The organism is Cellvibrio sp. QJXJ (genome assembly GCF_024452345.1).
In the GTDB taxonomy this organism is placed as follows: Bacteria; Pseudomonadota; Gammaproteobacteria; order Pseudomonadales; family Cellvibrionaceae; genus Cellvibrio.
On sequence record NZ_CP101662.1, the window covers coordinates 1,772,480 to 1,789,272 of the forward strand.

Consider the following 16,793-nt stretch of genomic DNA (forward strand, 5'->3'; position numbering starts at 1 on the left):
TAGCAGAAAATTTACAGCGATTGCAGGAAGCGCAGCAGATCCTGTTTTTGGCTGGCGGATAAGGCCGAATAATTGTTTTTGGCGTTTTGACCTTCACCGCCGTGCCAAAGGATGGCCTCTTCAATCGTGCGGGCGCGGCCGTCGTGCAAGTAGCTGGCTTTAGGTACGCAAACTTCGTTGCCATCCACTCCAAAAGGTACACCGCCCGGTTGACCAGTCACACCGCCGGTGACGCAGGCAGAAACACCCAAGCCCCAAAGCGGCGCGGTACGCCATTCAGCGCCGCTGGCTTGGCCTTCGCCCAAATTATCGGCAAGGCCGGGGCCCATGTCGTGCAACAGCATGTCGGTATAGGGGCGAATGGTTTGCGAGCGCAGTTCCGCGAAGGGGTGGTATTGGCTGGTGGTCATGCTCTCCACATGGCAGCCAGCGCAGCCGATATTGTTAAACACGGTGCGACCATTAATGACCTGCGCGTTGTTGTAGTCGCGCTGTGGGCGAACCCCGAGCAAGGCAACGTATTTGACCAAATTATCCAAATGTTGGTTGGCCAGTTCCGAACCGCTCGGGCCACAGTTGGTTTGGCTGCTGCCGCAATCGGGGTTCGGCAATACGCTAGTCATCACCCCCATGTCGGTATTAAACGCCGATGCCACTTGATGCTTCACGCTGGTAGTGCCGGCTTTGTAACCAAAGCGACCCAAACGGGTTTGCCCGGTGACCGGATCGGCAATGCGCTGGGCGCGACCAGAAATACCATCACCATTGGCGTCGTTAATATCTTCACGGGCGAGAATAGTGGATTCGGGAATTGCCTCCAGCAGGCCGATACCCACTAACTGTGGCGCCAAACGGGCGGAGAAAGTCTCGGGGCGCAAGCCGGTGAACTGGTAGTTGGGTGAACGCAAACCGCCTGACTCAGTCCAGAAAGCGATGGACGGAGTACCTTCGCTGGTCGCGCCGCCATTGGCTTGGGGCTGTAATACACGGCCCATTTGTGGATGCGGATTACCCTGCGCATTGCCGACTTTAAATACCCAGCGATCCAGCGCCTCACCTACCGCCGCTACGGGTGCGCGGCCATTGCGTTCATGGCAGTGCGAGCAGCGATCACTCACATAACGGGTGCCGGATTTACCCACCATCTCACTGAAAACACCGTTTTCCGGATTCTCGTCGTGACCACCATTAATAAAGGAGGTGTGATGTACACGACGACCGAGCACAAACGCCTGACCATTCACCGCACTCAGGTTGGTTGCCATCTGCTGGAAGTGGCCGTCGGGTTCGGCGGTCATTTGTACGTGCAGGCTGGTATCGCCACCCAAACGGGCATTGACCGGCATGGGCATGGAATCGCGTTGCTTATAAACACCGCCCACAAACGGAACCTTGTCGGTCACATCCCAGGGCACTATGCCCTGCCCGACTATGTACAAATAGGTGGTGCCGTAATAGTTGTCGCGGCCGCGAATCACGCTGTTTTTGTCGAGGAATTGGCTGAGTTCAAATTCCAAACGGTCGCCAATTTGAATGGGGCGATTCTCGCGGCAGTTCCAGCTGGCTTCCTTCCAGTAGTTGAAGTCGTTGATCCGGTTCATCACCCCGTTGCCACAGTATTCGGCGAGGGTATTCATGCCGATGTAGAACCAGCGGTTCTCCGCTTGCAGGTCATCCAAACGGCCTTGGGTGACTACGTTCATGCGCACTGTGGTACCGCCTTTGGCGACGTAATCCACAATCTCAATAGCTGCCGTGCGCTGCTCCCAATAAAAGGTGAGGTAGTGATCGTAAGCCTGGAAATGGTTTTCCTTGGCGTGGCGATCGCGCGCGCGGTCGGCAATACGGGTGACCAGTGCATCACCGCGATCAAACTTGATCACCGGTTCCAGCGCCGTGGTGTTGTTATACAGCGGCACTATATTGCCCAGTGGTGTACTGCTGGCTACCGAACTGGAACTGGGCGGGGCGACAGAACTGCTGCTGGGGCGCGATGAACTGGGCGCGACACTGGAGGGAACAGAACTGCTGGAACGCGATGAACTGGGTAGGCTGGAAGAACCGGCGCCCAGGGTGTAATTCTTCCATTCGGTATCCTGCCCCGCACCATTTTTGATAATGGTGAAGTTGGCGCGCACTACAGCGCCCGCCGGCAAGCCGCCGATGTCGTAAGTCCATACACCGTTGGCAAGGTTCATCCGCACGTTTTGCTGGGCGCCGCCGTTGACGGTGTAATGGATATCCACCACATCGCCGCCGGTAACTGTCGCGCGCATGGTGGTGCTATTCAGGGTGGTCACGCAGCCGAGCGCGCAACTGCCGGATGAGCTGGGCGCGGCAGATGAACTGGATGAAGCGACCGGAACGGCGCCAAATACATCCATCTCAAAAATCGAGTAGCCCCAATTATTGCCAGCGCTACGGGTAATGGCGTTCATCCGCACATAGCGATAACTGCCCGCAAGCAGCACTGTGTCGGTGCGGTTACCAAAGGTGCCGCCGGTACGCAGGGCCAGTTGCGTCCAGGTAGAGTTGTTATTGGAGCCGAGAATTTCATAGCGCTCGGCATTGGCGGCCTCCCACAAAATCACCACCTGCGACAGGTTGTAGACCTGGCCTAAATCCAGAGTGAGCGAGCTGGGTGATACACCGTGATTGGATTCCCAGCGCGTGGTGCCGATGTTGTCGATGGCATAGCTGGCCGGTTGCAGGCTGGTGCTGCCAGTGGCCGATACGGGGTTGATATTGATGGTTTGCGCTATGGCGGAGACGCTGCTGAGCGCGACTAGCGCCAATAGCATCCGCCGACCGAATTGCATAATTCGCATCTGATGTTTCCTCGTTGTCTGTCGTTATTGTTAGATAGCGGCTGGCAGGCCCGAAACGGCGTGGAGTTGCCAGTCGGAAAGGAGTTTACGAGGGGTAAAAGTGGCTGTCGTCCCACTCTGATGGGTTTAAAAAGTGAACAGCGGAAGGTGTTTTAATCTGCAAAGGGAGAGAAAAGTCGAACCTTTGGCCGCCGCTAAACAGTGGCCACGAGCAAAACCTTCAATAGATACCGGCACTTGAAGCCCTTGTGCCAAAAGGGTTTGGATAAAAATGGGACGTATGACTAAACCATCGCCAGGCGAACCTGGCGCACCAATAAACCTGCGAAAAATAAATCTGCACACAACGCGAAGCCGATCACATCAGCTCCAGCTGCAACTCACCACCCGCCTCCATCGATAGTTTGCGGATACGCTGGGCAGCGCGGATCAGGTTGCGGCTATTGGTGCCGGATGCCGGGTACTCACTGTAACCAAAACCCCAATTACAAATAGTTGGCTGGCCATTGATGGTGACAGTGGCACTGAAACGCCTGGATACACGTTGTAACAATGTCTGGATCATCTGCCGGTTGTTGGAGGGCAGAATCGCCATGTAACTGTTGCCACTGTAACGGGCGATAAGTTCAGCAGTGGGCAATTGCGCTTGTAACTCGGCCACTACGTATTGGGTAAGTGCCTGGGCATAGGGTTCACCGTAACGCTGCCACAACTCGCGATAATCGGTCAGCTCAAAATAGACCAACATGAATGGCGCGGGTGTGGTGTCAGCAGTGGTTACTGTGAGTTTTTCCAATACCTTGGCCTCCAAAAAAGAGCGGTTAGCCAAACCGGTGATGGAATCATAAAAGGCGGTTTGACGCGCCGCCTCGTTGCGCGTGCGCTCCTCCTGGCGGGCGCGCTCCATGGCGCGGAAATCGGTGTAGGCGGAGTAAATCGCCAACAGCAACAAAATACTCGCCGCAATCGCCGTGGGAACGCCCATCCAATCGCCGCGCAGCAAATTATCCGGGTGTGACGTTGCACCTTCGGGATAAGTCGCCGCCGCCATGCCGGTGTAGTGCATACCGCAGATTGCCGCGCCCATCACCAGCGCTGCCACCACTTTGGTCAGCAGAGCATACTGCGGGGGAACATCGCGCACCTTGCGGCAAATCACCAGCGCTGCGCCGGAAGCGACAACCGCAATCACTCCCGAAAGGATCACCAACAAGGTGTTGTATTCAATACCGGGGTGCATTTGCATGGCGTACATGCCGCCATAATGCATGGCAAAAATACCCGCGCCCATAATCAAAGCGCTGGAGGCGATAGTTTTTAGGGAGACCTTGGAAAGGGTAATAACATAAAGAGCGAGGGCCGAGGCCAGCACGGCGGGAATCCAGGAGAGCAGGGTTAAAGTCGCACTGAACGTCATGTGCATATGCATCGGCATGGTGTAAGCGCTCATGCCCACAAAATGCATAGACCAAATACCGCTACCCAAACACAGAGCCCCCGTGCCCAACCAGAAACGGCGCGAACCACCGCTCAAGCTGAATACCCGGGTACCAAAATAAATAGCGGTGTAAGAGGCGATGACCGCCACACAGTAGGAGGCGAAGACTAAAACCACGTTATAAGAACCAGCCATGATCATTACCTGTTGTAATAGATAGGTGGTTCTACGCGCCAAAGAAACTCACGGATCAACGCCGTCCGGCAAGCTTTACATTTCTTTCAGGGGAGTTGATGGAGGCAATTCAGCTACCCCGCCCAACGCGCGGGGCAAGGTGACATAAAAGCAGGTGCCTTCGCCCGGCTCGCTGACAAAATGAATACTGCCCTGCTGCCGTTCAATCAGGTCTTTGGTGATGGCCAAGCCCAAGCCGGTGCCCCCTTTATTGCGCTTGCTGGAGGTATCGGCCTGACTAAAAGGTTCAAAAATATGGGCTTTGAAATCTTCCGGTATACCCAGCCCCTGATCGCGCACTGAAATACACAGGTGCGCATCATCGGTCAGCCTCACCGCCAGGGTAACGCTGGCGCCGGGCGGTGAAAACTTGGCGGCATTGGACATTAAATTACCCAGTGCCTGAATGAGCCGGTTCTCATCCCCCAACACCGCTTCCTGTTCTGCCACGCCTTCACTAATAAAATAGCTAACGCCAAACTGATGGGCATAAGCGCTCAACTCATCCTTTAAACGCATCAGCAAAGGCATGATTTTGACGGGCGCTATGCTAAAGCTCATATGCCCTGTGGCGATTTTCTGCATATCCAGAATGTCATTAATCAACAGCAGTAAACGGTCAGTATTGGTGCTGGCGATATTCACTACCGACTGCATTTTCTCCGGCAGTTCACCCAGCGCGTTGGATTTCAACAACCCCAACGAACCGCGAATAGAGGTAAGCGGTGTACGCAATTCGTGACTGACCGTGGCCACAAACTCACTTTTCATGGTTTCCGCACGGCGGCGCTCGGTAATATCCTCCAGCGTGGTAATGGCAAAACGGGTATTGCCGCGCCAATCCACACCGGGTTTACCCCATATCTGCAAACTGGTGCGGCGGCCATCAACCACCAGATCCACATCGTCAACCATCGCCGGCTCCCCCTTGAGCGCGCGGATTGGTGGCAGTTCGTCCAGGGGATAAGGCGTATCGGTGCCCGCGCGATAAAAATGCCCCAAGTGGTTCAGCACTATGCGTTCTGAGTAGTTCAAGCTACTGGAGTAACCCAGGATGTCGCGCGCGCGACTATTGGCAAAAGACACCTGTGCATCGCTATCCAGCACCAGCATAGCGGTGGGCATGTCCTCCACCCATTGCTGAAAACGATGCTCCGTTTCGCGCACCAGTGAATGGTGATAAAGAACAATTGAGCGCACCACCACCGCAATACACAGGGCCGTGCCCACAACCATATTTACCCAGGCAGCCGGGTGAGCGTTGTAGCGATTGAGGTCGGCCCGTGGCTCCAACAGCCCTGTCGCAAACGCAAGCATAAATAACAGCAGCACCAACAACACGGCGATGCCCATCACAATACCGTGACGCAGGGAATAGACCGCACCACTCACCACCGCGCCCATCATCAACCACCAGAGCCCGGCAGAGGCCAAACCAAAATTGAATACCCCGCTCACCCCTACCATCCAAAACACCCCGATCAACAGAGGAGCTTTGTAGCGAATGGGTAAGCGCTGGCGATAAAACGCAATCAACACCACCGCCGTGGCAAGCCCAAGGTGCACCCCGTAGAGCGGTAACCAGCCAGTAAACTTGATACGAAATAACGACAGGGGGATCAGGATGAGAGTCAACCAAGCGAGGTGGCGCCAAATTTGATCAAGGAACTCATGGCGCAAGCGCCCAAGCCCATGAATTTTTTTCCACCGCTCCACAGCTACCCCACTTTTGTTCAAGCCCAGTTTTGTACTCTCAGCCTAGCCCAGAATGGCGCAGTTGCGCTGTCATCAAAAACAACATTTCTCTTTTTTGATCCAGCACAAGCCAAACCCATGTGTTGGTCGAATGCGTTATCCCAAAGCTGCGACTCAACCTCCTGCAGCAAAATCAGGCAGCAAAATTAAAAATAACTAAATTAGATATTGCTAATTTAATAAATACTAATAAACTATTTTCATGACAACCGAGGATCTCCCATGAACACACCCCAGATCAACCTAAGCCGCCTTTCCGATATGCAAAGCCACGCCCAAGCGGCAGCGGGCCTGCTCAAAGCGCTGGCCAATGAAAACCGCTTGATGATTATGTGCACATTGATCGGCGGTGAAATGTCTGTCGGCGAATTAAACGAAAGAGTGCCCTTGAGCCAATCTGCCCTCTCGCAACATTTAGCCAGTTTGCGCGAAGCCGGATTGGTCAGCACACGCAAAGAGGCGCAGACCGTTTACTACCGGCTGGAGGGCAACGAAGCGACACAAGTTATCGCCGTGCTGCAATCCATTTACTGCCCTACTGATCCATCTTGATTCATTACAGCCACGAGGTATGACCATGAGCCACAAACGTATTCACCCGGTAGATTTAATGGCCAACAAAACCGCCGATCTGTGCATTTTGGATGTGCGCACCGCCGCCGAGGTAAAAGCGGCTGGCCTGCCCGACTGCCTGCATATTCCCCTGCATGATTTAACCCCCGAACGCCTGCAAGCCGAGATCGCCAAAAGCGGTAAAGATGGCAAGGTCGTCTATCTACTCTGCCAGGGTGGCAAACGCGCCGAAATGGCGGCGGATCAGTTAAAAGGCAAGCTCGACGCCGAACTGGTGGTTATTGAAGGCGGCATGAATGCGGTCAAACAATCCAATATTCCGCTGGCCGCACAGGGGAAAAAAGTGATTCCACTGGAGCGTCAGGTGCGTATCGCCGCCGGTTTATTAGTGATCACCGGCGCGGTATTGGGCACCTGGTTTAACCCGGCGTTTTATGGAATGTCGGCGTTTGTCGGCGCGGGTCTGGTGTTTGCCGGTGTAACCGATATTTGTCCGATGGGTATGTTGATCGCCAAAGCGCCCTGGAATAAATAAACACCGGAAACACATAACGCGAGCTATTTATGACCTCATGCGAGGAATAAAAACGTGTTGCTGCTGATTGGGTTATTAATTGGGTTAATTCTCGGCCTCACCGGCGCTGGCGGCTCGGTATTTGCCGTGCCGCTGCTGTTATTGCTGGGCGGCATGTCCATGGTCGATGCCACGGGTATTTCGTTAGGTGCGGTTGCCGTCAGCACACTCTACGCCAGCTTGCGCAATTCACTGGCGCGCAACCAAGCCCCCATTCTCTGGCAGCCGGGGCTGATTTTGGCGATTAGCGGCGCACTCAGTGCACCCGCCGGAAAATGGCTGGGCCTGCAACTCAGTGAGCTATGGTTAATTAGCGGCTTCAGCTTACTCGCTGCCATTATTGCGCTGCGCATGTGGATAAATGCGCAAAAAAATCCACAGGCGGCATTGGTCGTTCGCGCTGGCAATTTTGCCAACACACCCAGCCCGGATCACCTGTGCAATCTCAATCCCACCGGCCAATTTGAATTGCGGCCACGATGTGTGAGTGGTTTGCTGATCGGCGGTTTAGTGGTTGGAGTTTTATCGGGTCTGTTTGGTGTGGGCGGCGGGTTTTTAATTGTGCCGCTGCTGCTGGCACTGAGTGCGGTGAGCATGGCGCAGGCGGTGAGTACATCGCTACTAATTATTGCGCTGATCAGCAGCTCAGGTTTTATCAGCCACTTGGCGATGAGTGAAGCACAACACTGGGGCTGGTTGATTATGGCAGCGGCTGGGGGCGTGGTTGGCATGATGCTTGGGCAAGCGGTCAGCCACAAAATTGCGAATGTGTTGCTGCAAAAGCTATTTGCGGTGAGTTTGTTAGTGGTTGCACTGATTACTCTTGCGAGGTACTTATGATTTTCCGTCAACTGTTTGAGCGCGAATCCAGCACTTACACTTATCTCATCGCCTGCGAAAAAACGCGCAAAGCGGCATTGATTGATACGGTAAAAGAAGAGTTGCCAAAATATGTGCAGCTGCTGCAGGAATTGGATTTAACCCTGGTTTATGCACTGGATACCCATACCCACGCCGATCACATTACCGCGGCTGGCGCCCTGCGCGATTTAACCGACTGCACTACCCTGCTCGGCGAAGAGGCGCACTCAGCCTGTGTTTCCCACGCATTGCGCGATGGCGAAAAAGTTCCTGTCGGTGAATTGACCTTAACCGCACTGCACACGCCCGGTCATACCGACGACTCTTACACCTATCATCTCATTGATGGTTCAGAGCAATATCTATTTACCGGCGATACGCTCTTAATTCGCGGCACTGGCCGCACCGATTTTCAAAATGGTAATGCACAGGATCAATACGAAAGCATTTTTCAAAAACTATTAGTCATGCCGGAAAATACCTGGGTCTACCCAGGCCATGATTACAAAGGCTGGACACGTAGCACCATCGGCGAAGAAAAAACGCACAACCCACGCTTGCAAGTAAAGGATGTAGCCGCTTACGTGGAATTAATGAACAACCTGAAATTACCCAACCCAAAAATGATGGACGTAGCCGTACCCGCGAATCGCGCCTGCGGTAAAAACTAATACGGATTTTTAAGGAGTCGCTATGAATAGCACGCGCATGAGTTTCGCATTAATACTTGCACTAACTGGTGTTATCTTTTTATCCGCCTGCAGCAAAGAATCTTCTGTAACTGCCGCGCCGAAAAAAATACCAGAACTCGCCAGCATTCAGCTGCAACTACAAACTACTGCACAGGAAGTGAAATACGATGGTGTGATTGAGGCGATCAATCATGCGACTGTGTCGGCACAAACCTCTGGCCGCATTGTCGAGATTCCCGTAGATGTGGGCGATTATGTAGCCAAAGGCGATTTGATTATTCGTTTTACCGACACCGAACAACAAGCGCGTGCCGCCAGCGCCAAAGCACAATTTACCGAAGCTCAGGCGCAGTTCACCCGCATGCAGGAAATGCTCGCGAAAAAATTAATCGCAAAAGCAGATTTTGATAAAAGCGAAGCCGCGTTTAAATCCGCTGAAGCCAATCTGCGTGAAGCAGAACAAAACCTCGCTTACACAGTTATCAACGCTCCCTATGCAGGAATCGTCGTAAGCCGTGCCGTCAATGTGGGTGAAACGGTTGTTCCGGGTAAAGCATTGATGACGGGTTTATCGCTGGAGCAATTGCGCGCGCAAGTGGATATTCCCCAGCAACACATAGGCCCGGTACGCAAATATAAAAAAGCGCGTATTTACTTGCTGGATGGAAATATTCTGGAGAGCAGCGACCTGCGGATTCCCCCCAGTGCTGATCCACAAACCCACTCGTTTAAAGTATTGGTGAATCTACCCGAAGGCGATCATCAACTATTCCCTGGCACCTTTGTGAAAATTGGATTTGTCACTGGCGAGCAAGAACAGTTATTAATTCCGGCGAGCGCCATTAGCAAACGCGGCGAAGTGAGCGGCGTTTATGTGATAAAAGAAAAAGGGCTGGAATTTCGTCAACTCAACTTGGGATCGCTTACCAGCAATAAAGACTATCCCATCCTCGCTGGTGCAAACGCTGGTGAAACAATTGCCGCCGATCCAATCGCTGCTGCGAATGCTTATAAAAATCTGCACAGTGCGGAGCAATAACTTATGGAGCCCCAATTTATTGAACAGAAAGGCACTCAGCAATCACTCGGAATTTCCGGTCGCATTGCACGTGCATTTTTAACCACGGAAATTACCCCGCTATTGGCACTCACCGGTTTATTGCTCGGCATTTTTGCCGTGCTGGTAACACCGCGCGAAGAAGAGCCGCAAATTAACGTGACCTTCGCTAATGTGTTTATCCCCTTCCCTGGCGCGACACCGGAAGAAGTGGAAGCGCTGGTGACTAATCCCGCCGAGCAAATCGTTTCAGAAATTGAAGGCGTCGAACATATTTATTCCAATTCTTCACTCGGCATGGCGAGCCTCACCGTACGTTTTGAAGTCGGCCAGCCGCGCACCGATGCAATAGTGCGTTTATACAATGCGTTTTATGCCAACAGCGATTGGCTGCCGCGCAACCTGGGTGTAGGCCAACCGCTGATTAAACCCAAAGGCATTGATGATGTACCCATAGTCGCGCTGACCCTATGGAGCCAAAATGAAACAACTACCAATAGCGATTTACTGAGTGTTGCACGCGAATTACAAACCCAATTGCAGCGTGTACCCGGCACGCGCGATATCGATATTCTCGGCGGCTCCGATAAAATCGTGCGGGTATTATTTGACCCGGAGCGTATGGCCACGTTTGGTTTAGCGCTGGATGATTTACGCCATGCACTCGGCGCCGCTAACACATCCCAAGCAGCCGGTTCGTTGGTAAGCGATAACCGCGAAATGCTGGTGCAAGCCGGGGATTTTTTATTAACTCCAGAAGAAGTGGCAGATCTTGTGGTGGGTGTTTACCAAGGTGCGCCCGTATTTTTGCGTGATGTGACACAGGTGAGTTTAGATGCTGATCAACCTACCCAATATGTCACTCATGGTTTTGGTTCTGCATCGATTAATGCAGACGGAAAAAACAGCGGTCGCTATACGGCAATTACCTTATCCATTGCCAAAAAGCCCGGCGAAAATGCAGTAGATGTAGCCGGGCAAGTGATTGAACGTGTTGAGCAGTTACGCGGTGTGAGTGTGCCGGATGCAATCAATGTGAATGTAACGCGCAACTATGGCGCAACGGCAGAAGACAAAGCGCAAACGCTGATTAAAAAATTAATTTTCGCAACGCTCTCCGTGATTATTCTGGTGCTGATTGCCTTGGGCAAACGCGAAGCTGTCGTTGTGGGCGCGGCTGTCATAGTTACACTTGCGATAACACTATTTGCTTCATGGGCCTGGGGCTTCACGCTCAACCGTGTATCACTTTTTGCCTTAATTTTTTCCATCGGCATTTTGGTGGATGACGCGATTGTGGTGGTGGAAAATATTCATCGCCATATGAGCCAGGGGAAATTATCGCTCAATGAAGCCATTCCACTTGCAGTCGATGAAGTGGGCGGCCCGACTATTTTGGCAACCTTCACCGTTATCGCCGCCCTACTGCCTATGGCATTTGTGACAGGATTGATGGGTCCTTATATGTTGCCCATACCGATTAACGCGTCCACCGGCATGCTAATTTCCCTTGCCGTCGCCTTTATGTTTACGCCCTGGTTGTATCGCCGTTTATTTGCGCATGTTGATCACGGCAGTGTTAACGCCAGTGCGAATGAGCATGAATCCCACGGCAACAAATTCCTGCCATTTTTTACACGTATTATGAGCCCGCTATTAAAACGCGAGGCCGGGAAAAAAGCGCGCCTGTGGTTGCTGGGTGGGATTCTCGCATTAATTGCGGCATCGATTGGTTTAGTGGTCGTGCAAGCGGTGATGTTAAAAATGCTGCCCTTTGATAACAAAAGTGAATTCCAGATTGTGGTGGATATGCCTGAAGGCACACCGTTGGAAAATACCCAGAAAGTGTTACAAGCACTCGCGGATAAACTGGAAACCATTCCCGAAGTCACTGACTATCAATTGTATGCAGGCACCTCGGCGCCGATTAATTTTAATGGCTTGGTGCGGCAAAATTATTTGCGCCGCGCGCCGCACATGGGTGAGATTCAAGTCAATTTAGTGGACAAACATTTACGCCACCGCAAGAGCCACGAGATTGCCCTCGCCGCGCGCGAATTAATTGCGGATATTGGCAAAACCATGAACGCGAATATCAAAGTAGTTGAAGTTCCGCCCGGGCCGCCCGTGTTATCGCCACTGGTAGCGGAAGTCTACGGTATGAATTACCAACGCCAGCTTGATGTCGCAAAACAAGTGCGCGCCGCCTTTGAAGCAACGCCCGATGTTGTCGATGTGGACGATACGATTGAAGCACCACAAACCCGTTGGTTAATTGCGGTGGATCGCGCCCGCGCCGCGCGTTTGGGTGTGGATCAAACCAGCATCGCCAATGCCATCAGCACTGCACTCGCGGGTGAAGATGCTTCTTACCTACACACTGCTAATGCAAAAGTTGCCCTGCCCGTTCGGCTCGAATTGCCTGCAGGTGAGAAAGACAGTCTCGAACGCGTGTTGGCAATAAAAATCCGTGCGCGCGACGGCAATTTAATCGCACTTAGCGAGGTCACTCAGGTCATCGAAAGCCAACGCCAACAAACCATTCACCACAAAGATTTGTTGCCGGTGGTTTATGTACTGGGCGATGTCGCCGGTGAAACCGACAGCCCACTCTACGGTTTAGCCGCGATTTATAAACGCATCGAAGAGACACCAGTAGATGGGCAAGTTATCGACCAATTTTTAAATTCACAGCCAGACAATCCGGTCAATTGGAGCCTGAAATGGGACGGCGAGCTGCAGGTGACGCTGGATACTTTTCGCGATATGGGCATCGCCTACTCTGTCGGCCTGATCATGATTTATTTGCTGGTGGTGGGCATGTTCAAAAGTTACTCAGTGCCGCTGATCATCATGGCACCAATTCCGCTCACCATTATCGGCATCATGCCCGGCCACGCCCTGCTCGGCCAGCAATTCACCGCGCCCAGTATGATCGGCATGATTGCGCTGGCGGGCATTATTGTGCGCAACTCAATCCTGCTGGTGGACTTTATCCAGCAAGAGATACGCAGCGGTAAATCGCTGGAGGACGCGACCATCAGTGCCGCTGCTGTACGCGCCCTGCCCATTGGCCTGACCGCTCTGGCAGCCATGATGGGCGGCTTCTTTATAGTGGATGACCCGATTTTTGGCGGTTTGGCGGTATCGCTGATTTTCGGTTTACTGGTATCGACTGTGCTGACCCTGGTGGTAATTCCGGTGGTTTATTACGCGTATCACTACCAAAAGAACTAACGCCCCTCCCGAATGCCCTAATCCCCCTCCCTGCCTCTCCCTTTCTTAAAAGAAAGGAGGAACTAAACCCCTTCCCTTATTAAAAGAAGGGCTGGGGAGGGATTTGTTCATTCGCCACAGCCGCCGTGATTTGCTAGAATCCCCGCCACAAAAAATTACCCTCAGAGAACGCAACCATGCTGATTGAAGCCCCTATTTCCCTTGGCGAACTAATCGACAAAATCACCATTCTGGAAATCAAAGCCGTGAACATCGGCGATGCCACCAAACTGAAAAATGTGACTCATGAGTTGAACATTCTTAACGCCAAGGTGAACCAACTGCTCGATGCAGCCGGCCAAGCTAAACTGGCACCGCTTAAACAAGCACTGAAAGATATCAATCAGGAACTCTGGGTAATTGAAGACGATATTCGCGATTGTGAATATGCAAAAGACTTCAGTGATAAATTTATCCAACTCGCCCGCGCCGTTTATGTCACCAACGACAAACGCGCCAAGGTGAAAAAAGATATTAATCTTGCCTTTGGTTCGGAATTAGTCGAAGAAAAATCCTACAAAGACTATCAATAAATTGCCCTTGTTTTAATTATTGAATGAAGAATTCGCCCATGCGCATACTGCTCGTCAAAATGTCCTCCATGGGCGATATCTTCCACACCTTCCCTGCGATCAGCGACATTAACAAACAGTTCCCCAACGCCGAAATTGATTGGGTGGTGGAAGACAGTTTTAAAGAAATTGTGGAATGGCATCCGCAGGTACGCAAGGCTATTCCCATTCATTTACGCCGCTGGGTTAAACAGCGTGACAAACAAAGCTGGCAGGAATTTAAAGCCTGGCGCAAAACCTTGCGCAGCGAAAATTACGACTATGTCATCGACGCACAGGGTTTATTAAAAAGTGCAGTCATCGCCAAATGTGCCCTGGGAAAAGGTATTGACGGCTACGATAAAGATTCGGCGCGCGAGCCCATCACCCACTGGTTTTATAAACGAACTCATGTAGTCGATAAAAACCAACACGCGGTAGAGCGAACTCGCCAATTGGTTGGCAAGGCATTAGGTTATACGCCCGAGCCACAATTAAACTTTGGCATTAACCAAAATTTTACGCACATTCAAAAGAACCCGCGTAAATTGATTTTTATTATCGGCACCAGTTGGGTTACTAAACTTTGGGCCACCAGTGAATGGCAAGCGCTGACACAGATCGCCATTGATGCAGGTTTTTCGGTGGAAATTATTTGGGGTAGCAGCGATGAGCAGGCGATCGCCGATGAAATTATTAACGCCTGTCCAAAAGCCACACGCCCACCTCAACGCTTGTCGATTACGACTATCGCAGAAAAGTTAGTGGAGGCTGCCGGCGTAATTGGTCTGGATACTGGGTTTTCACATTTAGCGGGCGCACTGGAAACCCCCACCATCGCACTCTACGGGGCAACATCGCCAACGAAGGTGGGCTTAATCGGCGACCACACACACAATCTGCAATTAAGCGAAGCTCTGGACTGCATGCCTTGCCATAAACGCCAATGTAAATGGCTGCCGGAAAATAGCCGCAATACCCCCGCATGTATGGCGGGAATAAACGCTGGGCAAGTCTGGCTAGCACTGCAAAAAAAATTACCACCTTGTTAATTCTGCACTAATTAATTCTGCATTAAGAGAACACACCATGTATTTGTCTCACCCTGAGGGCACTGTAACTTATCGAAACTCCCGTCGCTGGCTAGCAGCATTCGCCATACTGAATGCACTGGTTATGACCGGCATCACCCTGACCCATAGCCAATGGCCCAATTCCCTGAGCAGCCAACTTTACCTTGTGCTGGGTATGCTACTTCAATTTTCAGTGCTTTCTTTTTTAGTTGTCCTGCTTACCATTGCGCTCGCTTATGTTCTGCGTTCGCAAAAATATTATGCTGCATTTGCAATGACACTATTTACCATTGCACAGTTAATTATCATCACCAATGTAAAGGTGTTTAGCCTTTATCATTTCCATTTAAACGGAATGGTGCTGAATTTACTGTTCAGCGGCGCACTGCTGGAAAATATCGCGTTCTCCTGGTCCATGTGGTTATCGGTAGGTGCACTACTATTGGGCCTCATTTTTGGACAAACACTGCTACTACTACTGAGCCGTAAACTTTCACAGTTTCATCAGTTCACCAATCGTCACCATGTTGGTTTTTTTCTAACAAGTTATATTGTGCTGCAATTACTGAGTGGCTGCGCGGATGCGTTTGGCTGGAATCAGATTACGGCACAAAACCGTTATATCCCCTGGATGCCAACAACGACCATGCGCTCATCCTTGGAAAAAATGGGTTTTGAAGTTGTGCAAAGTACGGAAGGCCACAATCTGCCCGACACCGCAGACGGATTGCAATATCCACGCAACCCCCTGCAGTGCAATACGCAAAAGCCCTTGAATATTCTTATGCTGGTGGTGGACTCACTGCGCGCTGACCAACTCACTGCCGAAGTAATGCCAAACAGTTTCAAGTTGCGTAATCAAGCGCAAGTATTTGATAACCATTACAGCACGAGCAATGCAACCCGCTACGGGTTGTTCAGTATGATGTACGGCATTTCCGGGAGCTATTGGAAGCCCATTCTGGCGGCAGAAAAAGGCAGCGCATTATTCGACCTGACCACTGAAAATGGTTATCAGCATTTTATTTATGGAAGTAGTACGCTCACATTCCCCGAATTTGATCGCACTATTTTTTCATCGCTACGCAATCAGTTACAGCAGGGAAATAGTAAATCCAGCGCGGCGAATGATCTGGATATTACCCAGCGATTCATCACGGATTTACAACAACTACCATCCAACAAACCCTTTTTTGGTTTTTTATTTTTTGATGCGCCGCATGGTTTTTCTATTCCTGAAAACTATCCACATCGTATTGAGCCAATGCTTGAGCAAGTAAACTACCTGGAACTGAATAACGATTATGACCCCGTTCCCTTCCTGAATCTGTATAAAACAACGGCGCATTATGTTGATAGCCTGATTCAAAGCATCATGGAAGAACTGGCCCGAACACAACGCCTGGACAATACCTTGGTCATTATCACCAGTGACCACGGTCAGGAATTTAATGAAATGGGCAAGAACTACTGGGGCCATAACAGTAACTTTAGCCTGTGGCAAACCAAGGTTCCGTTGATGCTACTCTGGCCAGGGCGCGAACCCATGGCTACGAATACGTTAAGCTCTCATGAAGACCTGATACCGACGCTGCTAACGGAAGCTTTTGGCTGTGCAAATCCAACCACTGACTACTCAACAGGTTATTCATTGTTTAACTTACCCGGCAATGATCGTGGATTATTAATGGAGTCATGGACAGATAGAGCAATACTGTATGATGGCCACCTGTTCCTGATTAATCCGCTGGGTGGAATAGATGCGGTTGATCAAAATTATGACTCGATCGATGATCGGGAATTACCGCCGGAAGTATTAGCAGGTACGATTGAACACATGTCGCGCTTTCTGAAAGTTAAATAGGCGCATACATCAAAGCA

The 16,793-nt window shown here is 51.4% G+C and carries 12 protein-coding genes; 9 read left to right on the forward strand and 3 right to left on the reverse strand.

The genetic code is table 11. From position 1 onward, the window contains the following. Positions 1-11: 11 nt before the first annotated feature. From NNX04_RS07670 to NNX04_RS07680, 3 genes are all read right to left on the reverse strand, one after another. On the reverse strand, positions 12-2,828 hold the full coding sequence (locus NNX04_RS07670) for a di-heme oxidoredictase family protein (protein ID WP_261948035.1): 2,817 nt from the start codon (positions 2,826-2,828) through the stop codon (positions 12-14). Positions 2,829-3,186: 358 nt separating this feature from the next. Next, positions 3,187-4,461, reverse strand: coding sequence for a sensor domain-containing diguanylate cyclase (locus NNX04_RS07675; protein ID WP_261948036.1), 1,275 nt, complete (start codon positions 4,459-4,461; stop codon positions 3,187-3,189). A gap of 75 nt (positions 4,462-4,536) precedes the next feature. After that, entirely contained in the window at positions 4,537-6,216 is a 1,680-nt protein-coding gene (locus NNX04_RS07680) for a sensor histidine kinase (RefSeq protein WP_151056889.1), read from the reverse strand. A 261-nt stretch (positions 6,217-6,477) separates the two neighbouring features. Here NNX04_RS07680 and NNX04_RS07685 point away from each other — a divergent pair, with 261 nt between their 5' ends. The 9 genes from NNX04_RS07685 (at position 6,478) to NNX04_RS07725 (ending at position 16,776) form a co-directional block, all read left to right on the forward strand. Beyond that, entirely contained in the window at positions 6,478-6,807 is a 330-nt protein-coding gene (locus tag NNX04_RS07685; protein ID WP_151056887.1) for an ArsR/SmtB family transcription factor, read from the forward strand. 25 nt (positions 6,808-6,832) lie between these two features. Continuing rightward, positions 6,833-7,363: a rhodanese-like domain-containing protein gene (locus NNX04_RS07690; protein WP_261948037.1), complete on the forward strand. Its 531-nt coding sequence runs from the start codon at positions 6,833-6,835 to the stop codon at positions 7,361-7,363. 54 nt (positions 7,364-7,417) lie between these two features. After that, a complete protein-coding gene (locus NNX04_RS07695) occupies positions 7,418-8,242 on the forward strand; it encodes a sulfite exporter TauE/SafE family protein (protein WP_261948038.1) in 825 nt (274 codons plus the stop codon). Then, positions 8,239-8,934: an MBL fold metallo-hydrolase gene (locus NNX04_RS07700; protein WP_261948039.1), complete on the forward strand. Its 696-nt coding sequence runs from the start codon at positions 8,239-8,241 to the stop codon at positions 8,932-8,934. The genes NNX04_RS07695 and NNX04_RS07700 overlap by 4 nt, the downstream gene beginning before the upstream one ends. Positions 8,935-8,956: 22 nt before the next feature. Next, positions 8,957-9,994 (forward strand): efflux RND transporter periplasmic adaptor subunit, encoded by a 1,038-nt coding sequence (locus NNX04_RS07705; protein ID WP_261948040.1) that lies wholly within the window; start codon positions 8,957-8,959, stop codon positions 9,992-9,994. A gap of 3 nt (positions 9,995-9,997) precedes the next feature. After that, the gene (locus NNX04_RS07710) at positions 9,998-13,249 is read left to right on the forward strand and encodes an efflux RND transporter permease subunit (RefSeq protein ID WP_261948041.1); all 3,252 of its coding nucleotides are present in this window, start codon (positions 9,998-10,000) and stop codon (positions 13,247-13,249) included. A gap of 176 nt (positions 13,250-13,425) precedes the next feature. Continuing rightward, entirely contained in the window at positions 13,426-13,821 is a 396-nt protein-coding gene (locus NNX04_RS07715) for a DUF6165 family protein (RefSeq protein WP_261948042.1), read from the forward strand. Positions 13,822-13,859: 38 nt separating this feature from the next. Beyond that, positions 13,860-14,891, forward strand: a complete 1,032-nt coding sequence (gene waaC, locus NNX04_RS07720; RefSeq protein ID WP_261948043.1) for a lipopolysaccharide heptosyltransferase I — start codon at positions 13,860-13,862, stop codon at positions 14,889-14,891. A 37-nt stretch (positions 14,892-14,928) separates the two neighbouring features. Then, the gene (locus NNX04_RS07725; protein ID WP_261948044.1) at positions 14,929-16,776 is read left to right on the forward strand and encodes a sulfatase-like hydrolase/transferase; all 1,848 of its coding nucleotides are present in this window, start codon (positions 14,929-14,931) and stop codon (positions 16,774-16,776) included. Positions 16,777-16,793 lie beyond the last annotated feature (17 nt).